Below are 25,214 nucleotides of genomic sequence, written 5' to 3' on the forward strand. Positions count from 1 at the left end.
CCGCCTGAATCCTTTCGTTGCGCTTAGCCAATCGCCGCTTGATAGCGTCGCGCCACTTCCGGCCAGTTGATCACGTTGTAAAACGCGTTGATATATTCCGGGCGGCGGTTTTGATAGCGCAGGTAATACGCGTGCTCCCACACATCAAGCCCCAGGATCGGCGTATTGCCGTTCATCAGCGGGCTGTCCTGGTTGCCGCTGCTTTCGATTACCAGCGTTTTTTGCGGGGTCACGCTCAACCATGCCCAGCCACTGCCAAAACGCGTCAGCGCGGCTTTGGTAAAGTTTTCCTTGAACGCCTCCAGACCACCCAACTGCTCGTCAATCGCCTTGGCCAGCGCACCTTCGGGCTTACCCCCGCCTTTAGGGCTCATGACTTCCCAGAACAACGAGTGGTTGGCATGCCCGCCACCCTGGTTGATCACTGCAGCGCGCAGCTTTTCGGGCAACTGATGAACACTGGCCACCAGTTTTTCCACCGGCCACTTGGCCCATTCGGTGCCCTCTACGGCCGCATTGAGGTTGTTGATGTAGGTCTGGTGATGCTTGGTGTAGTGAATTTCCATGGTTTGCGCATCAATATGCGGTTCAAGCGCGTCATAGGCATAAGGCAATGCAGGCAAGGTGTAAGTCATTTCAATGTGCTCCTAAGTGATGGCCGCTAACTGTCGAGAACTCATGGCTGCTCTGAGCCACATTGCTTTTGAGCAACAGGTTGGAACGCGGGTACTCGCCGTACTCACTGATAAAATTCAAAAGCTCTACGTAGGTCTTGCTGCTCTGACGCAGCGCCGCTTCACGCAATGCTGTCGGCAGGCGCGCGTTCTGCATGGTTTGCAACAATCGCTGATGAATCGCACAGAGGTACTCCACGCTCTCCTCCGGTTGATTGAGGCGCAAATGCAGATCCGCCAGGTTGTGGTGTGAAATGACGCAGGCGGCCACTGCTTCGTCGGCATCACTCCAGCGCTCGAACAGCACCTGGGCCAGGGCCAGCGCCTGCAGATAATGCTCGCGGGCATCGACCAGTTCGCCTTCGACGAAACAGCGGTTGGCTCTTTCGATCGTGCGTTTCCAGTGATCCATGTGAACCTCCAAAGCAGTGTCGATGGATTAAACGCCGCCGGCGGTGAGTTTCTCGGGGTCGAGAAGGACCTCAAGCTGGCTGCGTGACAAATCCGTGTATTCAAGTGCCACATCGATTACCGGGCGCCCTTGCTGGTAAGCGGTCTTGGCAATTTCGGCGGCTTTTTGATAACCGATGATCGGGTTCAGTGCCGTTACCAGGATCGGATTGCGCGACAGCGCCTCCTTGAGCTTGGCTTCATTGACCTTGAAGCTGGCGATGGCCTTGTCAGCCAACAGGCGGCTTGAGTTGGCCATGAGTTCGATGCTGCTCAACAGGTTGTGCGCAATCACCGGCAGCATGACGTTCAGTTCGAAATTGCCGGACTGACCTGCCACGGTGATCGCCGCGTCGTTGCCGATGACCTGGGCCGCGACCATCGCCGTGGCTTCCGGAATCACCGGATTGACCTTGCCCGGCATGATCGACGAGCCCGGCTGTAACGCCTCAAGTTCGATTTCGCCCAGACCGGCCAGGGGGCCGGAGTTCATCCAGCGCAGGTCGTTGGCGATTTTCATCAGTGACACTGCCGTGGCCTTCAACTGACCAGAAACAGCCACTGCGGTGTCTTGCGAACCAATCAAGGCAAACAGGTCCTTGCCCGGCGTGAAGGCCACCCCGGTCAGCTCGCTGAGTTGCTGACTGAATAACGCAGCAAACTGCGGGTGGGCGTTAATCCCGGTGCCCACCGCGGTACCGCCCTGGGCCAGGGCTTGCAGAGCTGGCTGCAGGTTATGCAAATGCTCGATATTGGCCTTGAGCTGCTGCGCCCAGCCATTGAGCACCTGGCTCATGCGTACCGGCATCGCGTCCATCAAGTGGGTGCGCCCGGTTTTGACGTAGGCGTGAACCTCGATCGCCTTGCGCTCGATAACCTGCACCAGATGGCTCAGCGCCGGCAGCAACTGCTCGTGCAGGCCCAGTGCAGCGCTGACATGGATGGTGGTCGGGATAATGTCGTTGCTGCTTTGCCCGCAGTTGACGTGATCGTTGGGGTTCACCGGCTCGCCCAGCAGCCGCGTGGCCAGGGTTGCAATCACTTCGTTGGCATTCATGTTGGAGCTGGTGCCCGAACCGGTCTGGAAAATATCCACCGGGAAGTGCTCCATGAAATCACCGGTCAACAGGATCTGGGTGGCCTCGACAATCGCCTCGCCCTGGGCCGCGCTGATCTGCTTGAGTTCAACGTTGGCCAGGGCCGCTGCGCCCTTGGCCAGGATCAGGGCGCGAATGAATTGCGCAGGCATGCGTTGATGGCTGATGGGGAAATTGTCGACTGCACGCTGGGTTTGCGCACCGTACAACGCGGATTCAGGCACACGCAACTCACCCATGCTGTCACGTTCGATACGAGTGTTACTCATCGGGAAATCCTTGCACCAGTTCTGTTAAAGAAATTGAAGGTTCGAGCTCGCAGGTTGCCAACTGCCAGGCAAAGCTTTGCCAGCGCTTGAGTCGGCAATTGCACAGGGCTTGGGTTTCGAGGTCGCGCAGCGGACGCCACGCGTTGTCCAGGCACAGATTGCGCCAGTGCCACGGCAGCGCGGTGTCAGTGGCTGTGTCTAGCATCAGGCGGAAGGTGGTGACCGCAATCAACCACGGGGAAGTGGCTGTACAGCCAGCAAGATAGCGGCCTTCAGCCAGGTAATGCTCGATCAGGCGCGGCTCGTCCGGCGCCAGCCCGCAGCGGATCTGGCGGCTCATCCAGCGCCAGCTTTCTAGATACGGCCCTTCACGCAACGCAGAACTCATGACCCAGGCTCACTCGATAATGAGATTCATTATTAAGCGATATTGATTATCAAAACAAGTCTGCTAAAGGACAGGATGCACAAACACAAAAAAGGCGTATCACCGTTGCAGTGATACGCCTTGGCATGGAACAGGCCAGTCTTAGCTGCCCGCCACCATCATGCGTTCAATCAGCACCGAACCGGTGCGGATGTTGCTGCGCAGTTCCAGATCGTTGCCCACGGCCACGATCTGTTTAAACATGTCGCGCATATTGCCGGCGATGGTCACTTCCTGCACCGGGAACTGGATTTCGCCATTCTCGACCCAGAAACCCGCCGCGCCACGGGAATAGTCACCGGTGACCATGTTCAGGCCGCTGCCCATTAACTCGGTGACAAACAGACCACGCCCCATTTTGCGAATCAAGGCTGCCTGGTCTTCATCACCGTGTGTCACAAAGAGGTTATGCACGCCGCCGGCGTTGGCAGTGCTCGGCATGCCCAGCTTGCGCCCCGAGTAAGTGCTCAGGATGTACGAAACCAACTCGCCGTCCTTGATAAACGGTTTGGCGTAAGTGGCCAGGCCATCATTGTCGAACGACGAGCTGCCCATGGCGCGCATCAGGTGCGGGCGCTCATCCAGGGTCAACCATTCAGGGAAAATCTGCTGCCCCATTGCATCGAGCAGGAACGACGATTTACGGTACAGGTTGCCACCCGAGATTGCCCCCAGGAAGCTGCCGAACAGGCCGCCAGCCAGTTCGGCCGAGAACAGCACCGGCACCTCGCACGTCGGTACCGGGCGCGAGCCCAGTCGCCGGGCAGCGCGCTCGGCGGCGCGCTGGCCAATGCTCACGGCGTCCATCAACAACTCGCCCTGGCAATTGACGTCATACCAGTAGTCACGCTGCATCTGGCCATCGCCTTCGGCAATCATTACGCAGCTGAGGCTGTGACGGGTCGAAGCCGAGCCGCCGATAAAACCATGGCTATTGCCGTACACGCGGCAGCCCTGATGGGTGCTGAGGGTGGTGCCATCGGCATTTTTGATCCGGCTGTCGGCCTCAAATGCAGCGGCTTCGCAGGCCAGGGCCTTTTCAATGGCCTGCTCGGGGGTGATGTCCCAGGTGTGGAACACATCAAAGTCTTTCAGTTCACACGCCATCAGGCTGGCATCGGCCAAACCCGAGCTTTCGTCTTCCGAGGTATGTTTGGCAATCGCCAGGGCGGCGGCGACGGTTTCGCGGATGGCATCCGGGCCGGTGGCCGAGGTGCTGGCCGAGCCTTTGCGCTGGCCTACATAGAGGGTGATGCCAAAACCCTGGTCACGGTTGAACTCTACGGTTTCAACTTCGCGCTGACGTACCGAGGTCGATAACCCCTGCTCCAGCGACACGGCTACTTCACAGGCGCTGGCACCCTGGCGCCTGGCTTCGGCGATGATTTGCTCGACCTGTTCCTGCAGTGCCGGCAAGGCCTGCGGGCCGACGCTTTGAACTGCACTCATGGTTTTCTCCACTCAAATTCTGTTTTCGGCAGGGCCGCCGAGCGACCGGGCCGGACAAGCGGCCCCCGACTGGTTATCATGGCGGCGTTTCTTTGCGGACTGCCACCATGGTTGATTCTTACGACGACGCCTTCGACGGCGAAAAAAGCAAATCGCAGGTCAAACGCGAGCTTCATGCTCTGGTTGATCTGGGCGAGCGTCTCACGACACTCAAGCCTGACTTGCTGAACAAAATGCCCCTGACTGACGCTATGCGTAAGGCTTTGGCAGATGCTCCAAAACACACGGCTCATATTGCGCGCAAGCGCCATATGATGTTCATCGGCAAACTGATGCGCGATCAACCGCTTGACGAAATTCTTGCCTTGATCGATCAAGTCGATGCCTCTTCTCGCCAGTACAACGAACGTTTTCACAACCTCGAGCGCTGGCGTGATCGCCTGATCGAGGGTGATGACGCTGTACTGGAAAAGTTTGTTGCCGAGTTCCCTGAAGCCGACCGCCAGCAAATGCGTTCGGTGATACGTCAGGCCAAACACGAGCTGGCTCATAACAAGGCACCGGCTTCAAGCCGCAAATTGTTCAAGTACATCCGTGGGTTGGACGAGACTCAACGCGGTCTGCGTTAAGCCTCGTACCCGTGAAGGTTGCCTGGCAACCTTCACGGGACCTCCCCTCAACCGCCCGTACCGCCTACAGTGATCGCGTCAATCTTCAGGGTTGGCTGGCCGACACCTACCGGCACCGACTGCCCATCCTTGCCACACGTGCCTACGCCGCTGTCCAGCGACAGATCGTTACCGACCATCGACACCTTGCTCATTGCTTCCGGCCCGTTGCCAATCAGGGTCGCGCCTTTGACTGGGCGAGTGATTTTGCCGTCTTCAATCAGATAGGCTTCGCTGGTGGAGAACACAAACTTGCCGCTGGTGATATCGACCTGACCACCACCCAGATTGGCGCAGTAGATGCCCTTTTTCACCGAAGCGATGATTTCGGCAGGATCGCTTTCGCCGCCCAGCATGTAGGTGTTGGTCATGCGCGGCATCGGCAAGTGCGCATAGGATTCGCGACGGCCGTTGCCGGTGCGCGCCACGCCCATCAGACGGGCATTGAGCTTGTCCTGCATATAGCCCTTGAGCACGCCGTTTTCAATCAGGGTGGTGCACTCGGTCGGGGTGCCTTCGTCATCCACGCTCAGCGAGCCACGGCGGCCCGCCAGGGTACCGTCATCGACGATGGTGCACAGTTTGGAAGCAACCATTTCGCCCATGCGTCCGCTGTAGGCAGAACTGCCCTTGCGGTTGAAGTCCCCTTCCAGACCGTGACCCACCGCTTCATGCAACAGTACGCCGGACCAACCCGAGCCCAGAACCACCGGCATGGTGCCTGCCGGAGCCGGTACCGCTTCGAGGTTGACCAGGGCCTGGCGCAACGCTTCACGGGCGTAACCCATGGCACGATCGTCAGTGAGGAAATAGCGGTAGTCGGTACGCCCGCCACCACCATGACCGCCGCGCTCGCGACGGCCATTCTGCTCAACGATGACGCTGACGTTGAAACGCACCAGCGGCCGGATATCTGCCGCCAGCCCGCCATCGGTGGAGGCCACCAGAATGCGCTCCCAGACCCCGGCCATGCTCACGGTGACTTGCTGGATACGCGGATCGAGGGCGCGGGTGGCGGCATCGACACGCTTGAGCAGCTCGACCTTTTCTGCGCGGCTGATGACTTCCAGCGGGTTGTCCGGGCCATACAGCTGAGCCACGTCCTGAGTGGTGAACGCCTGCACCGTGCCGTTTTGCCCGGCACGGGAGATCGAACGGGCGGCGCGGGCGGCCTGACCCAATGCGTCCAGGGTAATGGCATTGCTGTAGGCAAAGCCGGTCTTCTCGCCAGACTGGGCGCGAACACCTACACCCTGGTCGAGGTTAAAGCTGCCTTCTTTGACGATGCCGTCTTCCAGCGCCCAGGATTCGGAAATCTGGCCCTGGAAATACAGGTCTGCCGCGTCGATACCCGGCCCGGCCAGGTCGCCCAATACGCTTTGCAGGCTTTCGATGGTGACACCTCCGGGTGCCAACAGGTGTTCGCTGACTGAGGTCAACAACTCGCTCATATTCACTCCGTCTTGGCCCCTGCTTCAGCATCTTTGAGTGCTGAACCCTCGGGCCTGAAAAATCTGTTCTGTGGGAGCGGGCTTGCTCGCGATGGCATCGATGCGGGGCAACGGTTACACCCTGTCGCCTGCATCGCGAGCAAGCCCGCTCCCACTTAAATTAGATGGGCGTTGAACCGCCGATGGCTCACCACCGGCATGCGCGCCCTGATATCCGCCTGCTCAAGCGCATCGCGGCGGGCCAGCAACACCCCCTCGCCCTGCGCCTGCTCGGCCAGCACCCGCCCCCAGGGATCGATAATGGCTGCATGCCCCCAGGTTTCTCGCGGGCCCGGATGCACGCCGCCCTGGGCCGCTGCAAGGATATAGCACTGGGTTTCAATGGCGCGGGCGCGTATCAGTATCTCCCAATGGGCCGCACCCGTGACAGCGGTAAAGGCCGAGGGCGCGGTAATCAGTTCAGCGCCCGCAGTGCGCAGCTCACTGTACAGCTCCGGGAAGCGCAGGTCATAACATACGCTCAGGCCCAGCTTGCCCACCGGGGTATCAACCACCACCACACGCTTGCCCCGGGCATAGTCATCAGACTCGCGATAGCGGCCACGGTTGTCAGACACATCCACATCAAACAAGTGCAATTTGTCGTAACGGGCCGCTTGCTCGCCCTCGGCGTTGATCAGCAATGAACAAGCATTGACCTTGGCTTCAGGCTGCCCCTCGGGCGGCAGAGGCAAAGTACCAGCCACTACCCATAACTTGAGGTCGCGGGCGGTCTGTTTCAACCAGGGCAGGATCGGGCCCTCGCCCAAGGCCTCGGCGCGGCCGATGGCGGCAGTATCGCGACGGCCCATCGCGGCAAAGTTCTCGGGCAACACGGCCAGTTGCGCACCGCCTTGGGCAGCCTCTTCCAGCAGGCGACGGGCCTGGGCCAGATTGGCCAGGACATCGCTCTGGCTGACCATTTGAATCACTGCCAGGGTCATGCTGCGCTCCTAGTGTTTCTCGAAAGGCTTGTCGAAGGTGATTTTCGGATCGTTCCACGGGCCCTGGATGCTGTATTGCACGCTGGCGAAGCGCGACACCTGGTCACCGATCAGCTTGTTGAGCAGGAACATCGCCCCGCCCGCTGCCGGCCCGCCCACCAACAGCGCTGCAAGGGGCAGGTTATTGGTCACGGGCAAGGTCACCAGCAGCTTGGCGTCGACCCGGTCGGTGACCATGTTCAATGTACCGTTAAGTTCCAGATTGGTGGACGGCCCGGTCATCAGGATCGGCTTGCCTGTGCTGTACACGCCGCTGCGGGCATTGAGCACGCCCTTGACCCGGTCATAGCTCAGGCCCTTGCCGAACAGGTCGGAGAAGTCCAGGCGCAGACGACGGCCAATGGCGTTGAAGTTGAGCAAGCCAAAAATGCGCAGCACCTGGGCGCTGCCGTCGACTTCCACAAACTGCCCCTTGTTGAGCGAGGCGACCAGTGTGCCGGAGAAACGCTTGAGGCCAATCCACGCTGGCGAACCGGGCCAGTTGCCATCGATGTCCACATGAAAGTTGTCGCTGGTGACGCTGGGGGCAAAGCCCCAGTTCTTCAGCACCGTGGCCAGGTTGCCGCCACCCAGGCGCCCCTGGTACCAGCTTTTGCTGTTACCCGCCACGCCTTCCCAGCCGCCCGAACCTTCAAGCAGCATGCCCTTGAGCCCCAGATTGAGACTGGTAAGGCTGATGCCCCGGCTGTTGGGTCGAATGTTGAGTGACCAGGCACCAAGCAGGTCCGCCCCCTGGTAGAGCTGGCGAATAATGATGTCCAGGGCCGGTATTTTGCGCGGGTCGACCGCAGCCAGCGGGTCGGGGGCATTCTCGTCTGCCACCGTCTTGGGATCAGGCGCAGGCAGGCGAATGGTCTGCATGTTGACCACAATCGGCGCGTTGTTCGCATCCGGCAGGGTCACGGCGCCGATGGCCTGCTTGCTGTCGATTTGCAGCGCCCAGGAGGCGGCGACGCGCTTCATGACCAGGCGCACCTGATCCAATTGGGTGCCGAAGGCAATCAACTTGCCGACTTTAAAGTCCGCACTGCTGAGCAGTTGCTTGGCGCTGCCGCCGGGGTCATTGCCGGCATATCGTTCGACCAGCGCCTGCCAGGGGGCGACGTCCAGCTCCGACAGCACGCCGCGAATGCGCAGGCCCTTGGTCGTGGGCAAAACGGGTTTGCCATCGCCCAGGAACAACTCGCCACGCCCGTCTTCAAACTTGCCATTGGGGGCAGCAAAGGTCAGGTTGACCAGGTCGCCGTAGTCAAACCAGTACCGCCGCTCGGCGCCTTGCAGAGTCATGCGAAACACGCTGTTGCGGCTTTCATTGGCCGCCAGCCCGAAGGGTGCCGGCAAATCCACCACCGCGCCCTTGAGGCTGGAGCTGACGCGTAACTGGCTGTCGGCACCGTCCAGGGTCAGTTGCAACTGATAGGGCAAGTCACCGCTTACCGGGATCGGTTGATTGAACTTGAGCCAGTCCGTGAGTTTTTTCACCCCCACCTGACCGCTGGCCACCACCCGGGTGCTGATGCGGCCAGGCTTGCCGTCGGCAAAGATCTGCGCGGTGATCGGGCGATCGAACGCCCGGGCGCTGATGCCCTTGCCGCTCAGGCCCTTGGCACTGTCAAAGCGCAGGTCACCCTTGAGCTGGGTCAGTTCAAGCTCGGGTTCGCTGATTTTCAGGCGCGCCTTGTCGACGTTGAAGTCCACCAGGATTTTTGGCTCCACACCCTTTTCCAGCGGGATGTCCAGATCAACACGGCCCTTCAGCGAACCTTCACCCTGCCAGCCAGCGAACGTTTCTGCGGTACCTATCGGTGCTTCCTGAAGAATTTTCAGACCGTCCCCCAGCCCGCCCTCAAAGTCGCCATCCAGAAACAGATGGCTGACCTTGCCGGCAGGCACATGCGGGATGCTGACAGCCACGTTACGCACACGGGTGTCGAGTAGCTGACCTTTGCTGGCCATGATCCGCACACCGCTATCTTCAATAAACACATCGCCCGACACGTTACGCACATGGGGCCAGCCAGGCTGGAACGCCAGTTCTGCGCCATGCACCTTGAAAAACAGGCTGATATTGCGCGCCGCCGCAACGGCGTCATGGCTCAGCGAACCTTGATACTGGAAGAAGCCCTCTTCGACTGCGCCTTTGATAATCGCCGTGCTCAGCCACTCCGAAAGCGCCGGACTCAGTACTTCAGGCAGGTACTTGGGGGTAAAACGGCCGTCGCCATCTGTCAGGCCCACCCGCAGGTCCATGTAATCTTCCTGGGAATGGTCAAGGTGAATGCGGATCAAAAAGTCGGCCGCGATATTGCCCTCTTCCCCCAGCACTTTGATGTAGGGCGCAATCAGGGTGAAGCTGTCCTTGTTCAGGGTCCAGGTCAGCAGGGCATTGGCTTGCAGGTATTGCCAGGGCTTGGCGAAGATCGGGTCGAGGTGCAGCATGAAGTCTTTGCTGTCCAGGCGCAGTTCGCCCTTGCCCAGGTCGCCGCTGATCAGGCCACTGACATTGCGCGCCGCCGGAGCGCCGTGGGTGGCATTGAAGCCGACCTGCTCCAGATTGGCCGCAAAGCTGATTTTTTGATCGTCCGTGGCTGCTGGTCGATAATCAGCCAGCACATTGCGCAAGGTGCCGGTAACGCTCAATTGATCGATGACTTTGGCGACGGCTTCCGGCACGGGGGCCAGTGAGTCCATCAGCGGCGTGATCGGGGTCAGGTCCAGGCGGTCGGCCTGCAGGTGCCAACGCTCCTGCTCCTTGTCGGTGGCCGCGAACTGCTGCAGTTGCAGACGGGTTTCCCAACGGGTCTTGCCCAGGTTCATGGCCAGTGAGTCGAGCACCACCCTGAAACCCTGTTTGCCGCGCTCAGCCCAGGCATGCAGCGCCAGGTTCTCGATGGTCTCGGGTTTGCGATCGGCATAGGCACCACTGAACCGGGTCGCATTCAGGCGCGCCACCGCGCTCTGTACCGAGCCCTGGCTCCAGTTGAACCAGAACTCGCCTCCAGCCTTGAGCTCGGAGACTTTCCACGGTGCGATCAGCGTGGCCGGCAGCCACTTGGCCCAATCACTTTGCGGCAGGCTCACATAGGCCTGGGCCGCACCGTCACGCCAGTGGCTGGCCTGAACCTGTGTGCTGAGGCTCAGCGCCACGGGCTGGCCATCGGGCAAGGTCAGCCGCGCATCAAGACGCTGGTCCGACGCGCCGACGTCCAGCGTTAGCCCGACATAAGTCAGGGTCAGCGGGGATTGTTTGTAGGGTTCCAGGGTCACCTGGCTGTCGAGCACCGACAACCGCGCCACACGTTGCAGCTGGTTGAGCAACTGCTCAGGGTCAAGCGGCTGGTCATCCTGCACCGGCAGCCCTTCGAGTGCCCAGTGGCCGTGTTCATCCTGGCGCAAGCTCAGTTGCAGACCATTGAGTTGCACGTGACCAATACGGATATCACGGTTCAACAGGCTGGCCCACACATCGGGCACCACCTGCACTTCATCCAGACGCAGGGCGCTGTTGCCCTCACCGACCATGACGTCGTGGGCCTTCAATACCGGCGCCATGCCGCTCCAGCTTCCTTCCAGGCTGCCAATGGTCAATGGCATGCCCAGCGCTTCACGGGCTTTGCTCTGCACTTCAACGCGGTATTCGGCGATCAGGGGGGTCAATTCACGGCCGATACTGACGTACAACGCCGTCAGGACCAAAACCAGAGCGCACGCGCCCAGCCCCCAACGGGTCAGCGCGGCAAAAAAGCGTGTCAGACGCTCCATGTCAGGTGGCCCCTTAAATAATGATCGTAGGGGCCGGTTTCAGCCCCTTTTCGACGCTATGTGACGCTAGATACTTCAGAGCAGCACCACGTCGTATTGTTCCTGGGAGTACATGGTTTCGACCTGAAAACGAATCGTGCGACCGATAAACCCTTCCAGCTCCGCGACATTGCCTGACTCTTCGTCCAGTAAACGATCCACCACTTTCTGGTTGGCCAGCACACGATAGCCGGTCGCTTGATAAGCCCGGGCCTCTCGCAGGATCTCACGGAAGATTTCATAGCAGATGGTTTCGGGGGTTTTCAACTTTCCCCGGCCCTGGCAGCACACGCACGGCTCGCACAACACTTGCTCCAGGCTCTCGCGCGTACGTTTGCGGGTCATCTGCACCAGACCCAACTCGGTAATGCCGATGATGTTGGTCTTGGCGTGATCACGCTCCAGCTGTTTTTCCAGGGTGCGTATCACCTGGCGCTGGTGCTCTTCATCTTCCATGTCGATAAAGTCGATGATGATGATCCCGCCCAGGTTGCGCAGGCGCAGTTGCCGGGCAATCGCGGTAGCCGCTTCGAGGTTGGTCTTGAAGATGGTTTCCTCAAGGTTGCGATGCCCCACAAACGCGCCGGTGTTGACGTCGATGGTGGTCATGGCCTCAGCCGGGTCGACCACCAGATAACCGCCGGACTTGAGCGGTACCTTGCGGTCCAGGGCCTTCTGGATTTCGTCTTCAACGCCGTACAAATCGAAAATCGGCCGTTCGCCCGGGTAGTGCTCAAGGCGGTCGGCGATTTCCGGCATCAGTTCGGCAACAAATTGCGTGGTCCTCTGAAAGGTTTCCCGCGAATCGATGCGAATTTTCTCGATCTTGGGGCTGACCAGATCACGCAATGTGCGCAGCGCCAGGCCCAGGTCTTCATAGATCACCGTCGGCGCGCCAACCGTCTTGATCTGGGCACCGATCTGGTCCCACAAACGACGCAGGTAGCGAATATCCATCAGGATCTCATCCGCCCCGGCACCTTCGGCCGCCGTACGCAGGATAAACCCGCCGGCTTCCTTGATGCCTTCCTGGGCTACGCAATCACTGACCACCTGTTTAAGGCGTTCGCGCTCGGCTTCGTCTTCGATCTTCAGCGAAATGCCGACATGGGCGGTGCGCGGCATATACACCAGGTAGCGCGAGGGTATCGACAGTTGAGTCGTCAGGCGCGCACCTTTTGAACCTATCGGGTCTTTGGTGACTTGCACCACCAGGCTCTGGCCTTCATGCACCAGCGTACCGATGCTTTCAACGGCCTGGCCTTCACGCAGGGAAATTTCGGAGGCATGAATAAAAGCAGCACGATCCAGACCGATATCCACAAAGGCAGCCTGCATGCCGGGCAAAACCCTGACAATCTTGCCTTTGTAGATATTGCCGACAATGCCCCGGCGCTGGGTACGCTCGACATGCACCTCTTGCAGAACACCGTTCTCTACCACTGCCACGCGCGATTCCATCGGCGTGATGTTGATCAGGATCTCTTCACTCATGGCTGGGTCTCGTTCAGGCGTCATCACAGTAGTGCCACGTCTCGTAGGTGCCGTATTCAGCGCACGGTAAGGTTTTGCCAACAGGGTATGCCGAAATGCCCGAGCAGTTCTGCGGTTTCGCACACAGGCAGGCCCACGACGGCGGAATAACTGCCATTCAGGCCCGCCACAAACACCGCAGCCAAGCCCTGAATGGCGTAGCCACCGGCTTTGTCCAGGGGTTCACCGCTGGCCCAATACAGGCTGGCTTCTTGTTTGCTGATGTTTCTAAAGCGTACCTGACTGCGTACCACTCGGGTTTCACAGCGCCCGGCGTCAATAATCGCGATCGCGGTCAACACCTCATGCTCCCGGCCAGACAGCGCCATGAGCATAGCCAAGGCGTCGGCCTCGTCGACCGGTTTACCGAGAATGTGTTCATCGAGCACCACGGCCGTGTCAGCCCCCAGTACGCAAAACGCAGCGTCCGGCATGGTCGTCAGCAGTTGTTGGCGCCCGGCCTGGGCCTTTTCGCGCGCCAGGCGCTCGACATAGGCCACAGGGGATTCATTCGGGAGGGGAGTTTCGTCAATGGCTGCGCTGACCGTTTCAAACGGCACGCCGATCTGAGTCAACAACTCGCGTCGGCGCGGTGAGCCAGAGGCCAGATAAAGCGAGGTCATCAAGACATCTCCCTGTCGAGGTGCACAAACCAGGAAATGGCTCGTATCCGGTTAATTGATTTTGAAGCGTCTGCACAGCCCGCGCAGCCCGTAACTGACCCAGGGCCACAGCAGGGCACTGACCACACCCGGCAACACCAGCGCCAGCGTTGGCTGGCGATTGCCGGTCAACGCACTGAGCCACAGTTGGGCAAGCTGCGCCAGGCCGAACACAACCAGAAGCACCAGGCATTGCTGCCACATCGGGAACACCCGCAAGCGCTGCTGAAGGGACAGCACCAGAAAGGTAATCAGGGTCAGGGTCAGGGCGTTCTGCCCCAGCAACGTGCCATACAGCACATCCTCCGCCAACCCCAGGCAAAACGCGGTGACCATGCCCACTTTGTGCGGCATGTACAAGGCCCAGAAAGCCAGTAGCAATGCCAGCCAGAGCGGGCGCAGGATTTCCATGAACTGGGGCATGGGTGAAATACTGAGCAACAGGCCAATGGCAAATGTCAGCCAGATGATCCAGCCGTTACGCGAACGGGTACTCGCCATTTATTGCCTCTCCCGGGTAGTGGCCGGCACGGCGGCTGGCGGCTTGGCGGCAGGGGTTGCAGCGGGCGCAGGTTTTTTCACGGTCTTGGGCTCGGCAACAGCCGCCGGAGCTGGAGCCACAGCCGCCGGGATAACGGCCGCTGCAGGCGCAACCGGCTTGGGCACCGTCGCCGGAATGATCGGCGGCGGTTCACCGTTTTGTTCAGCCTGCTGAGCCTTGGCCGCATCGTTGGCCCGCTCTTCAGGGGTACGGCTGTCACTGAACACCAGCAGCAGGTAACGGCTGCGATTCAGGGCTGCCGTCGGCACGGCCCGCACAATGGCAAAGGGCTGACCCGAATCGTGAATCACCTCCTTTACCGTTGCCACCGGATAACCGGCCGGGAAGCGCTGCCCCAGGCCCGAGCTGACCAACAGGTCACCCACCTTGATATCCGCCGTATCGGCAACATGACGCAGTTCAAGGCTCTCGGGGTTGCCCGTACCGCTGGCAATCGCCCGCAACCCGTTACGGTTGACCTGCACTGGAATGCTATGGGTGGTATCGGTCAGCAACAGGACACGCGAGGTGTAGGGCATCAACTCAACCACCTGCCCCATCAGACCGCGGGCATCGAGTACCGGCTGGCCCAGCACAACGCCGTCACGTTCACCCTTGTTGATGATGATGCGATGAGTGAAGGGGTTGGGATCCATGCCGATCAGTTCGGCCACTTCGACCTTTTCGTTGACCAGCGCCGAAGAGTTGAGCAACTCGCGCAGGCGAACGTTCTGCTCGGTCAAGGCCGCCAGCTTTTGCATGCGCCCCTGAAGCAGAAGGTTTTCGGTTTTGAGTTTCTCGTTTTCAGCCACCAGCTCAGTGCGGCTGCCGAACTGACTGGCCACGCCCTGCCACAAACGCTGCGGCAGATCGGTGATCCAGTAGGACTGCATCAGTACCAGAGACATCTGGCTGCGCACAGGCTTGAGTAACGTAAAGCGAGCGTCCACTACCATTAGCGCGACCGATAGCACGACCAGCACCAGAAAGCGCACGCCCAATGAGGGGCCTTTGGAAAAGAGCGGTTTAATAAGCCGCTCCTCCCGGGCAGGTGTTCAATTTATTCATACGGCTTCAAGCGGCCTGGATGAAGATTGACAGAAGATAAACGCCAAAAGGCAGCACTGCAAAGTGCTACCTTCTGATGATAACGAAAGGGCTGCACCACGCGATCTTATTCGCTGGAGAGCAGATCCATCGTGTGTTTATCCATCATTTCCAGCGCACGGCCACCGCCACGCGCAACACAGGTCAACGGGTCTTCGGCAACAATCACCGGCAGACCGGTTTCCTGAGCCAGCAACTTGTCGAGGTCACGCAGCAAGGCGCCACCACCGGTCAGTACCAGGCCACGCTCGGCGATGTCCGAAGCCAGCTCTGGCGGAGACTGTTCCAGCGCGCTTTTCACGGCCTGAACGATGGTTGCCAGCGACTCTTGCAGAGCCTCGAGCACTTCATTGGAGTTCAGGGTGAAGGCACGTGGTACGCCCTCTGCCAGGTTACGGCCGCGTACGTCGACTTCACGTACTTCACCACCCGGGTAGGCAGTGCCGATTTCCTGCTTGATGCGCTCGGCAGTCGATTCACCGATCAGGCTGCCGTAGTTACGGCGCACATAGGTGATGATTGCTTCGTCGAAACGGTCGCCACCTACCCGTACGGATTCGGCGTAAACCACACCGTTCAGGGAGATCAGCGCGATTTCAGTGGTACCGCCACCGATATCGACAACCATCGAGCCACGAGCTTCTTCAACCGGCAGGCCTGCACCGATGGCCGCAGCCATTGGTTCTTCGATCAGGAACACTTCACGGGCACCGGCACCGAGTGCCGATTCACGAATGGCGCGACGCTCTACCTGAGTCGACTTGCAAGGCACGCAAATCAAGACTCGCGGGCTAGGTTGCAGGAAACTGTTTTCATGCACCTTGTTGATGAAGTACTGCAGCATTTTTTCGCAAACGCTGAAATCGGCGATAACGCCGTCCTTCATCGGACGAATGGCAGCAATGTTGCCCGGTGTACGGCCAAGCATGCGCTTGGCCTCGGTGCCGACAGCAACGACACTTTTCTGGTTACCGTGTGTCCGAATAGCCACAACTGATGGCTCATTCAGGACAATACCGCGCTCGCGCACGTAAATAAGGGTGTTGGCAGTGCCCAGGTCGATGGAAAGATCGCTGGAAAACATGCCACGCAGTTTCTTGAACATGGGAAAGGGACCCTAGGCAACGCGTGGGTAAAAAAGTGCGGCAAACTCTAACAACGACAGGGATTTTGGGCAAGGCGCCAATATGTTAAATTGGGCGCTTTTCTGAGCACCAACACCCACAATCGCGGCCATATGACCGTAGAAATGCGGTAGTGTTCCGACAATCTAACACACGGATAGCATCCGTCCTGTTTTCCACTGGAGAATCCCATGGCGCTAGACCGCTCCGACGTGGAAAAAATCGCACATTTGGCCCGTCTTGGCCTCAATGATGCCGATATTCCACGCACCACCGAAGCCCTTAACAGCATTTTGGGGCTGATTGATCAGATGCAGGCCGTCGACACGACCGGTATCGAGCCTCTGGCCCACCCACTGGAAGCCAGCCAGCGCCTGCGTGCAGACGTCGTGACTGAGAGCAATCATCGCGAGGCGTATCAGTCCATCGCACCGGCGGTCGAAAACGGCCTCTATCTGGTTCCGAAAGTCATCGAGTAAAGGGAAAGCGCCTGCATGCATCAATTGACTCTGGCCGAGATCGCCCGCGGACTCGCCGATAAAAAGTTTTCTTCCGAAGAGCTGACCAAGACCCTGCTGGCGCGTATCGCCCAGCTCGATCCTCAGCTCAACAGTTTTATCACCCTCACCGAAGACCTTGCCCTGGAGCAGGCCAAGGCCGCTGACGCACGCCGCGCCAACGGTGAAAGCGGTGCCCTGCTGGGCGCCCCGATCGCTCACAAGGACCTGTTCTGCACCCTGGGCGTACGCACCAGCTGCGCCTCGAAGATGCTCGACAACTTCAAGGCACCGTACGACGCCACAGTGGTAGCCAAGCTGGCCGCTGCCGGCGCCGTAAGCCTGGGCAAGACCAACATGGACGAGTTCGCCATGGGTTCGGCCAACGAATCGAGCTACTACGGCGCGGTCAAAAACCCGTGGAACCTTGACCACGTACCCGGCGGTTCGTCGGGTGGTTCGGCCGCCGCCGTTGCCGCCCGCCTGTTGCCTGCCGCGACGGGGACCGACACTGGCGGATCAATCCGACAGCCGGCAGCCCTGACCAGCCTCACAGGCCTGAAACCGACGTACGGTCGCGTTTCGCGCTGGGGCATGATCGCCTACGCCTCCAGCCTCGACCAGGCCGGCCCGCTGGCTCGCACGGCCGAAGACTGCGCCATCCTGCTGCAAGGCATGGCCGGTTTCGACCCGCAAGACTCCACCAGCATTGACGAACCCGTACCGGACTTCAGCGCCAACCTCAATGGTTCGCTGAAAGGCCTGCGTATCGGCGTGCCTAAAGAGTTCTTCAGCGAAGGCCTCGACACGCGTATCGCCGAGCTGATCCACAACAGCATCAAGGAACTGGAAAAACTCGGCGCCGTGATCAAGCCGATCAGCCTGCCGAACATGCAGCACGCGATTCCTGCGTACTACGTCATCGCACCTGCCGAGGCCTCGTCCAACCTGTCGCGTTTTGACGGTGTGCGCTTCGGCCATCGCTGCGAAAACCCCAAGGACCTCACTGACCTGTACAAGCGCTCGCGCGCCGAGGGCTTTGGCCCGGAAGTACAGCGCCGGATCCTGGTGGGGGCCTACGCCCTGTCGGCGGGCTACTACGACGCTTACTACCTGCAGGCGCAAAAAATCCGTCGCCTGATCAAAAACGACTTCATGGCGGCATTCAACGAAGTCGACATCATCCTCGGCCCGACCACGCCTAACCCGGCCTGGAAAATCGGCGCTAAAAACAGCGACCCGGTTTCCGCCTACCTGGAAGACGTCTACACCATCACCGCCAACCTCGCGGGCCTGCCGGGCCTGTCGATGCCAGCCGGTTTTGTCGATGGCTTGCCAGTGGGCGTGCAGTTGCTTGCACCTTATTTCCAGGAAGGTCGCCTGCTCAACGTCGCCCACCAGTATCAGTTGAACACTGACTGGCACACGCGCTCACCTGCCGGCTTCTGAGGAGAAACATATGCAATGGGAAGTTGTGATCGGGCTGGAAATTCACTCCCAGCTCGCCACCCAATCGAAGATTTTCTCCGGTAGTGCCACCACCTTTGGTGCAGAACCGAACACCCAGGCCAGCCTGGTAGACCTGGGCATGCCCGGCGTATTGCCGGTACTGAACCAGGAGGCCGTGCGCATGGCCGTCATGTTCGGCGTGGCAGTAGATGCCGAGATCGGTCAGCACAACGTGTTTGCCCGCAAGAACTATTTCTACCCCGACCTGCCCAAGGGCTACCAGATCAGCCAGATGGAGTTGCCGATCGTCGGCAAGGGTCACCTGGACATCACTCTGGAAGACGGCACCGTCAAGCGGGTCGGCATTACCCGCGCGCACCTTGAAGAAGACGCCGGCAAAAGCCTGCACGAAGACTTCAGCGGCTCCACCGGCATCGACCTGAACCGCGCGGGCACACCGCTGCTGGAAATCGTTTCCGAACCGGACATGCGCAGCGCCAAAGAGGCCGTGGCCTACGTCAAAGCCATGCACGCCCTGGTACGTTACCTGGGTATCTGCGACGGCAACATGGCCGAAGGCTCGCTGCGTTGCGACTGCAACGTATCGGTACGCCCGGTGGGTCAGGCCGAGTTCGGCACCCGCTGCGAGATCAAGAACGTCAACTCGTTCCGTTTTATCGAGAAGGCGATCAACAGCGAAATCCAGCGCCAGATCGAGCTGATCGAAGACGGCGGCAAGGTTATCCAGCAAACCCGCCTGTATGACCCGAACAAGGACGAAACCCGCGCCATGCGCAGCAAGGAGGAAGCCAACGACTACCGTTACTTCCCCGATCCCGACCTGCTGCCGGTGGTGATCGAAGATGCGTTTATCGAACAGGTTCGCGCCACCCTGCCAGAACTGCCACCGCAAAAGCGCGAGCGCTTCCAGTCGCAGTTCGGTCTGTCGGCCTACGACGCCAGCGTTTTGGCTTCGAGCCGCGAACAAGCTGACTACTTCGAAAAAGTCGTGAGCATCAGCGGCGACGCCAAGCTGGCGGCCAACTGGGTCATGGTTGAGCTGGGCAGCCTGCTTAACAAGCAAGGCCTGGACATCGACCAGTCACCGGTAAGCGCCGAACAGCTGGGCGGCATGCTGCAGCGCATCAAGGACAACACCATCTCCGGCAAGATTGCCAAAGTGGTGCTTGAAGCAATGGCCACTGACGAGGGCAGCGCTGACGAGGTCATCGAAAAGCGCGGTCTCAAGCAAGTCACCGACAGCGGCGCCATTGAAAAGGTGCTGGACGAAATGCTGGCGGCCAACGCAGAGCAGGTCGAGCAATACCGTGCGGCAGACGAAGCCAAGCGCGGCAAGATGTTCGGTTTCTTTGTCGGCCAGGCGATGAAAGCGTCCAAAGGCAAAGCAAACCCGCAACAGGTCAACGAGCTGCTGAAAAGCAAACTCGAAGGCTAAGCCACTCAACTGTGGGAGCGGGCTTGCCCGCTCCCACAGATTTTTGTGGTTATTTCCCGCAACAGAAGGATTCCCCCATGAAGCAGCTACTCGGCGCCTGCGCCCTGCTCAGCTTGCTCGCCGGCTGTGCCAGCCATGACATAGACCCCCGCGGCTATGACAAAACCGGCATTGCCTCCTATTACGGCGCTCGCCACCACGGCAAGCGAACCGCCAGCGGTGAACCTTTCGACCAAAATGCCCTTACCGCTGCCCATCCCGCCCTGCCTTTCGGGACGCGGGTACTGGTCACCAACTTGAGCAACGACAAATCCGTCGTAGTACGCATCAATGACCGCGGCCCGCATACGCGCAGCCGCTTGATCGATCTTTCACGCCAGGCCGCCAGGCAGTTGGATATGCTGCGCAGTGGCACGGCTAAAGTCCGGGTCCAGGGCTTGAGCAACTAAGCGAGGGGGTCACTATTTTCGGCTTGAGCGCATTATCTGCGTGGAGCGTGCTGCAACTGTTCGGCGGCCTGGTGCTGTTGATTGCAGGTGCGCAGCTGTTGGTGCGCTGCGCAGAGCACATTGCGAGCAAATTGAAGGTACGGCCACTTCTGGTCGGCTTGACCGTGGTAGCAATGGGCAGCAGCGCACCCCAGATGACGGTCAGCCTGCAGGCCGCGCTCAATGACACCGCGGACATTGCCGTGGGCAGTGTCATTGGCAGCAATATTTTTAACATCCTCGTCACCCTCGGGCTTTCGGCGCTGATTATTCCACTGCGGGTGTCGCGACAGCTGGTGCGCCTGGACATCCCGTTGATGATTCTCGCCAGCATCATGGTGTTTGCACTGGCCCTGAACCATCAACTCGACCGCCTGGACGGCGCACTGTTGCTGGTCGGCTTGCTGGTGTACCTGTTCTTGCTGCTGCACCAATCCCGCCACAGCGGTCACCACCACCCCGGCCGCGACACCCCTCACGCTTCATGGCTACGCACACTCACGCAGATGGGCTGCGCCTTGCTCCTCCTCGGCTTTGCCGGCCACCTGCTGCTGGGCGCTGCCGTCGAGGTGGCGTCAGAGCTGGGCCTGTCCGAACGCATCATCGGCCTGACCATCATCGCCGTGAGTACCTCACTGCCCGAGCTGGCCACTTCCCTGATTGCTGCATTTCGCGGCCAGCGTGAAATTGCGGTGGGCAACGTCATTGGCAGCAACGTGTTTAACCTGCTGGGCGTATTGGGGCTCACCGCCCTGTTGGCGCCCGCGCCACTGTCGGTGTCGCCCAATGCACTGGCCTTCGACCTGCCGGTAATGCTGGGCGTCGCAGCGCTGTGCCTGCCGGTGTTCTATAGCGGCTATCGGGTGACACGGGTGGAAGGCTTGCTGTTTCTCGGTTTGTATCTGGCGTACGGCCTGCACGTAGTGTCATTCACCACCGGTATGCCGCTGGCAGGCAAGCTCGAGCATCTGATGCTGTTTTACATTCTGCCGGCTTTGTCGCTGTTTCTGCTGTTCAGCACTTTGCGTGCATGGCGCCGACAACATTGAGGCGTGGTGACTACCACTTAATGCAGGAACAAAACCTACAACAAAGACAGGTACATCCTGCTGAAGTATTTAGATAACTCCCGTAAACATGGAGGATGCCGCGCGATACATGCGCCTCTGGTATTTACGGGCCTGCCATGAACTCACTTCGCTCCCTCGTTTTACTCGCCCTCACCCTGCTGACAAGCGGTTGCAGTTACGCATCGGATGCCGCGATGGCCTGCTTCATCAACAACGGTCAAGATTTCAGTAAAGTATTGGGCTGCTACAAACAGGCTCAAGCTGATCAGGCGCTGACGCATAAGTTCATCGGCTCAACATTGTTTCCCGGGGTGGAAAGACGTCGCTTCGAGCTTCAGTCCCAGCGCTGGACAGGGCATGACTTCGCTCGCCCGACCGACTGGGTTCACACTGTCGATATCTATATTCCGCAAGCTGCATTGAATAGCCAGGCACTATTGATCGCCAATAACGGAATCAATATCCCTGCAACCGACAAACCCCTGCAACCTTCAACAGACTTTACCGAAGAAATGGCACTCGGCATTGCCCGGCAAACGCAAACCATTGTGGTCTCTGTCAGCAATATCCCGAATCAGTACCTGACCTATGCCGATGATGACCTGGCGCGTCGCGAAGATGACAGCGTGGCCCATAGCTGGTCTCTGTTTCTAAAAAGCCCTGAGACCCGGCCATTTCTTTCGCTGCACATTCCCATGATGCTCACACTGGTCAAAGCCATGGACCTTGCCCAACAGAAGCTCAAGCCATGGCAAATAGATCGTTTTATTGCCAGCGGCGCGTCCAAACGGGGGTGGGCGGTATGGATGACGGCTCTGACAGACTCGCGGGTGAGCGCAATAGCCCCCTTTGTTATCGATATTCTCAACACCAAAGCGGTTCTGAAACACACCTATGGTGCTTATGGTAAAAGCTGGCCGATTGCTTTCAATGCCTATCACCACGAAGGCATTACGCAACAGTTAGAAACGGCTGATTTCGACAAACTGATGCAGATAGAAGACCCTCTGCTCTATGTCAAATCATCAACCGACAGGATGACAATCCCCAAGTACATCGTGAATGCCAGCAGCGATGACTTTTTTCTCCCGGACAACGCACGGTTTTATTTTGACGCGTTGCCTGGAACAAAAATGCTCCGTGTCGCACCCAACGCAAACCATTACGGGATAAAGGCATTTATCGAGAGTTCGTTGATTGCTTTTACCAACCGACTGCAACAGAAACGTCCATTACCGACCCTGACAACCATCGAAAAAACCGAATCGGCAAGTTCAAAAATGCAACTTGGGTTTTCTGAACGCCCCACCAAACTGGTTCAATGGCGCGCGTTCAATCTCAATGATCGTGATTTCCGACTGGCCTGCGGTATCAGGTACGAAGCCACCCCGATTGTCATGACCGAAAACAACACGCTTACCGTTGAGTTGAACTCACCCGAAGAGGGCTGGAGCGCCAACTACATAGAGGCCACGATGGCCGACGGCCTGGTCATCAGTACGCCTGTACTGGTTTTGCCGCACACCTATCCGACCTGGACACCCAAACAAATCGGGCCTGCATGCAGAAACCTGAACGATCCAGCCTGAGATTAAATCCAGCCGCCCCACTGCAACACAAAAATCCCGATATTGGTGGTGATAGCCGCCATCAAGGTGGTGATCACGATAATCGCTGCTGCCAGCTCGTGATTACCATTGGCTGCCCGCGCCATGACATAACTGGCAGCCGCCGTAGGGCTGGCGAAGTACAGGAACAAAATCCCCAGTTCCGGCCCGCGAAAACCGCAGATCCAGGCGCCGAGGGTTGCCAGCAGCGGCATGCTGACCATTTTCACCAGGCTGGCGCTCAGCGCCATGTCGCCACTTTTGCGCAGGCTCGCCAATGACAGCGTGCCACCGATGCAAATCAGCGCCAGCGGCAAGGTCATCGCCGCCAGATACTCACCCGATGCCTGCAACCAGCCAGGCAAGCTGATCTTGAACAGCGCAAAGGGCACTGCAGCCAGAACACTGATGATCAGCGGGTTCTTGACCACACTTTTGCAGATACTCCACGGATCGGACTTGATGACCGGGCTGTAAACCGCCAATACGATGGTCGACAGGGTGTTGTAGAGCAGGATCACCAGGCCGGCGAGCACTGCCCCCAGTGAAATCCCGTAGTCGCCGTACATGCTGGCCGCCAGAGCCAGGCCGATAACCCCGTTATTACCGCGAAAAGCGCCCTGGGTGTAGATGCCGCGATCTTCCCGCGGGCAGCGCCAGATTGACCAGCCCCACGCCAGGGCAAAGCTGAACAGGGTCGCCGCGACAAAATACGCCAGCACCTTGGGCTGCAAGGCAGCCCTGAGGTCGGCGTGCAAAATACCCAAAAACAACAACGCCGGCATGGTGACGTTAAACACCAATGCCGACGCCGTATGGATAAAGTTGTCATTGATCCAGCCCACGCGCTTGAGCACCACGCCTAAAAACAGCATGGCAAACACGGGAGCCGTAATGGAGAGCGTCTGAAGGAATATAGCCAGCATGTCGGCGCTCTCGTGAAGACAGGACAGGTTGAAGCCTTCCAGGGGTCAGCTTCAACGACCTTTATTACATACCTTTGACGGCATAAATGCCGGCAGCATTACGCCAGTAGCCTTTGTAGTCCATACCATAGCCAAACACGTAACGGTCAATGCAAGGCAAGCCCGTGTAGTCGGCCTTCAGGTCAGGACGCGCCTTGCGGTCATGTTCCTTGTCGATCAATACCGCGGTATGCACCTGACGGGCACCGGCGTGTTTGCAGAAATCAACGATCGCGCTCAGGGTGTGACCTTCATCGAGGATGTCATCGATGATCAGTACATGACGGTCTATAAACGAGACTTCAGGCTTGGCTTTCCAGAACAGGTCACCACCCGTGGTTTCATTGCGATAGCGTGTCGCATGCAAATACGACGCTTCAAGCGGAAATTGCAGATGGGTAAGCAGCTTGCCGGAAAAAATCAGGCCGCCGTTCATCACACAAAATACCACTGGATTGGTCTCGGCCATTTCAGCCGTGATTTGCGCGCCAACGCGGGCAATGGCTGCCTCGACTTCAGCTTCGGTGTACAGGCAGTCAGCCTCTCGCATGATTTGACGGATATGCTCGAGATCAGCAGACATGACGCTCTCCAGGGGGTGTTGTGCAAGAAAAGCGGGCAAAGGTACGCATCCGCTTGGCTCAGATCAAGCATTTATGGACTAACGTGCAGTAATGTCTGTAGGACATCACCCCGGATTAGATTAATCTAGGCCGGTTTTTTTGCCTGCCCCCGGAGTTTTTCCCTATGCCTATCCGTGAGATACGCCATCCGCTAATCCGTCACAAACTCGGCCTGATGCGTCGTGCTGACATTAGCACGAAGAATTTCCGCGAGCTCGCTCAGGAAGTCGGCGCGTTGCTGACCTATGAAGCCACCAGTGACCTGACCCTCGAAACCTACGATATCGACGGCTGGTGTGGCACTGTTCAAGTTGAAAAAATCGCCGGTAAGAAAATTACCGTCGTCCCGATCCTGCGTGCAGGTATCGGCATGCTTGAAGGCGTCCTTAGCCTGATCCCGGGCGCCAAGGTCAGTGCTGTCGGCATTGCCCGCAATGAAGAAACCCTCCAGGCCCACACTTACCTGGAAAAACTGGTACCGGAAATCAACGAGCGTCTGGCGATGATTATCGACCCGATGCTGGCCACCGGTTCCTCGATGGTTGCCACCATTGATCTGCTGAAAAAAGCAGGCTGCAAGGAAATCCGCGCCATGGTGCTGGTTGCTGCGCCTGAAGGGATTGCAGCTGTTGAAGCCGCTCACCCGGACGTGACCATCTACACCGCCTCCATTGATGAGCGTTTGAACGAGCACGGCTACATCATTCCGGGCTTGGGTGATGCCGGCGACAAGATCTTCGGCACCAAGCAAAAGGACATTTAA

Annotated in this window: 23 protein-coding genes; 8 read left to right on the plus strand and 15 right to left on the minus strand. The window is 59.0% G+C overall.

The window, feature by feature from the left end:
* Positions 1–23: 23 nt before the first annotated feature.
* The 5 genes from FHL07_RS13665 to pmbA form a co-directional block, all read right to left on the minus strand.
* The gene (locus FHL07_RS13665) at positions 24–635 is read right to left on the minus strand and encodes a superoxide dismutase (RefSeq protein ID WP_095001135.1); all 612 of its coding nucleotides are present in this window, start codon (positions 633–635) and stop codon (positions 24–26) included.
* 1 nt (position 636) lies between these two features.
* Positions 637–1,086: a hypothetical protein gene (locus FHL07_RS13670; RefSeq protein ID WP_138738590.1), complete on the minus strand. Its 450-nt coding sequence runs from the start codon at positions 1,084–1,086 to the stop codon at positions 637–639.
* A gap of 27 nt (positions 1,087–1,113) precedes the next feature.
* Positions 1,114–2,490 (minus strand): class II fumarate hydratase, encoded by a 1,377-nt coding sequence (locus FHL07_RS13675; RefSeq protein WP_095018241.1) that lies wholly within the window; start codon positions 2,488–2,490, stop codon positions 1,114–1,116.
* Positions 2,483–2,878 (minus strand): FagA protein, encoded by a 396-nt coding sequence (locus FHL07_RS13680; protein ID WP_095001132.1) that lies wholly within the window; start codon positions 2,876–2,878, stop codon positions 2,483–2,485. The genes FHL07_RS13675 and FHL07_RS13680 overlap by 8 nt, the downstream gene beginning before the upstream one ends.
* Positions 2,879–3,019: 141 nt before the next feature.
* Positions 3,020–4,366, minus strand: a complete 1,347-nt coding sequence (pmbA, locus tag FHL07_RS13685; protein ID WP_138738591.1) for a metalloprotease PmbA — start codon at positions 4,364–4,366, stop codon at positions 3,020–3,022.
* A gap of 107 nt (positions 4,367–4,473) precedes the next feature.
* On the opposite strand from pmbA, the gene yjgA reads away from it, so the two are divergent.
* Positions 4,474–4,995, plus strand: coding sequence for a ribosome biogenesis factor YjgA (gene yjgA / locus FHL07_RS13690; protein ID WP_016781786.1), 522 nt, complete (start codon positions 4,474–4,476; stop codon positions 4,993–4,995).
* A gap of 47 nt (positions 4,996–5,042) precedes the next feature.
* Here the strand turns inward: yjgA and tldD are convergent, their stop codons facing one another.
* The 8 genes from tldD to mreB form a co-directional block, all read right to left on the minus strand.
* Positions 5,043–6,485 carry a metalloprotease TldD gene (tldD, locus tag FHL07_RS13695; protein WP_016781785.1) on the minus strand — a complete coding sequence of 481 codons (1,443 nt, stop codon included), beginning with the start codon at positions 6,483–6,485 and terminating at the stop codon, positions 5,043–5,045.
* Between the two features lie 155 nt (positions 6,486–6,640).
* Positions 6,641–7,468 (minus strand): carbon-nitrogen hydrolase family protein, encoded by an 828-nt coding sequence (locus FHL07_RS13700; RefSeq protein WP_095001129.1) that lies wholly within the window; start codon positions 7,466–7,468, stop codon positions 6,641–6,643.
* A gap of 9 nt (positions 7,469–7,477) precedes the next feature.
* Positions 7,478–11,290 carry a YhdP family protein gene (locus FHL07_RS13705; protein ID WP_138738592.1) on the minus strand — a complete coding sequence of 1,271 codons (3,813 nt, stop codon included), beginning with the start codon at positions 11,288–11,290 and terminating at the stop codon, positions 7,478–7,480.
* 75 nt (positions 11,291–11,365) lie between these two features.
* Complete coding sequence (rng, locus tag FHL07_RS13710; protein WP_095001127.1) at positions 11,366–12,823, minus strand: ribonuclease G; 1,458 nt, start codon at positions 12,821–12,823, stop codon at positions 11,366–11,368.
* 56 nt (positions 12,824–12,879) lie between these two features.
* Positions 12,880–13,485, minus strand: coding sequence for a Maf family protein (locus FHL07_RS13715; RefSeq protein ID WP_095018244.1), 606 nt, complete (start codon positions 13,483–13,485; stop codon positions 12,880–12,882).
* A gap of 51 nt (positions 13,486–13,536) precedes the next feature.
* Positions 13,537–14,025, minus strand: coding sequence for a rod shape-determining protein MreD (gene mreD, locus FHL07_RS13720; protein WP_095001125.1), 489 nt, complete (start codon positions 14,023–14,025; stop codon positions 13,537–13,539).
* Positions 14,026–15,096, minus strand: a complete 1,071-nt coding sequence (gene mreC / locus FHL07_RS13725) for a rod shape-determining protein MreC (protein WP_095001124.1) — start codon at positions 15,094–15,096, stop codon at positions 14,026–14,028.
* A 143-nt stretch (positions 15,097–15,239) separates the two neighbouring features.
* Entirely contained in the window at positions 15,240–16,277 is a 1,038-nt protein-coding gene (mreB, locus tag FHL07_RS13730; RefSeq protein ID WP_002555108.1) for a rod shape-determining protein MreB, read from the minus strand.
* 210 nt (positions 16,278–16,487) lie between these two features.
* Between mreB and gatC the strand changes: the two genes are divergently transcribed.
* The 6 genes from gatC to FHL07_RS13760 all read left to right on the plus strand — a co-directional run bounded on the left by gatC (position 16,488) and on the right by FHL07_RS13760 (position 22,845).
* A complete protein-coding gene (gatC, locus tag FHL07_RS13735) occupies positions 16,488–16,775 on the plus strand; it encodes an Asp-tRNA(Asn)/Glu-tRNA(Gln) amidotransferase subunit GatC (RefSeq protein WP_016781778.1) in 288 nt (95 codons plus the stop codon).
* Between the two features lie 15 nt (positions 16,776–16,790).
* On the plus strand, positions 16,791–18,242 hold the full coding sequence (gene gatA, locus FHL07_RS13740; protein ID WP_138738593.1) for an Asp-tRNA(Asn)/Glu-tRNA(Gln) amidotransferase subunit GatA: 1,452 nt from the start codon (positions 16,791–16,793) through the stop codon (positions 18,240–18,242).
* A 10-nt stretch (positions 18,243–18,252) separates the two neighbouring features.
* Positions 18,253–19,698, plus strand: coding sequence for an Asp-tRNA(Asn)/Glu-tRNA(Gln) amidotransferase subunit GatB (gatB, locus tag FHL07_RS13745; protein WP_138738594.1), 1,446 nt, complete (start codon positions 18,253–18,255; stop codon positions 19,696–19,698).
* A gap of 77 nt (positions 19,699–19,775) precedes the next feature.
* The gene (locus FHL07_RS13750; protein WP_095001121.1) at positions 19,776–20,147 is read left to right on the plus strand and encodes a septal ring lytic transglycosylase RlpA family protein; all 372 of its coding nucleotides are present in this window, start codon (positions 19,776–19,778) and stop codon (positions 20,145–20,147) included.
* 47 nt (positions 20,148–20,194) lie between these two features.
* Positions 20,195–21,235 (plus strand): calcium/sodium antiporter, encoded by a 1,041-nt coding sequence (locus FHL07_RS13755; RefSeq protein WP_095038774.1) that lies wholly within the window; start codon positions 20,195–20,197, stop codon positions 21,233–21,235.
* 137 nt (positions 21,236–21,372) lie between these two features.
* Entirely contained in the window at positions 21,373–22,845 is a 1,473-nt protein-coding gene (locus tag FHL07_RS13760) for a PhoPQ-activated pathogenicity-related family protein (protein ID WP_138738595.1), read from the plus strand.
* 2 nt (positions 22,846–22,847) lie between these two features.
* Here FHL07_RS13760 and FHL07_RS13765 read toward each other — a convergent pair whose 3' ends face one another.
* Together FHL07_RS13765 and FHL07_RS13770 are read right to left on the minus strand one after the other, a co-directional pair.
* Positions 22,848–23,789, minus strand: coding sequence for an AEC family transporter (locus FHL07_RS13765; RefSeq protein WP_095001119.1), 942 nt, complete (start codon positions 23,787–23,789; stop codon positions 22,848–22,850).
* 64 nt (positions 23,790–23,853) lie between these two features.
* The gene (locus tag FHL07_RS13770) at positions 23,854–24,411 is read right to left on the minus strand and encodes a hypoxanthine-guanine phosphoribosyltransferase (protein WP_095018249.1); all 558 of its coding nucleotides are present in this window, start codon (positions 24,409–24,411) and stop codon (positions 23,854–23,856) included.
* A gap of 164 nt (positions 24,412–24,575) precedes the next feature.
* Here FHL07_RS13770 and upp point away from each other — a divergent pair, with 164 nt between their 5' ends.
* Positions 24,576–25,214 carry a uracil phosphoribosyltransferase gene (gene upp / locus FHL07_RS13775; protein WP_095001117.1) on the plus strand — a complete coding sequence of 213 codons (639 nt, stop codon included), beginning with the start codon at positions 24,576–24,578 and terminating at the stop codon, positions 25,212–25,214.

It is taken from the genome of Pseudomonas sp. FSL W7-0098 (assembly GCF_005930585.1).
GTDB classification, from domain to species: Bacteria; Pseudomonadota; Gammaproteobacteria; order Pseudomonadales; family Pseudomonadaceae; genus Aquipseudomonas; species Aquipseudomonas bubulae.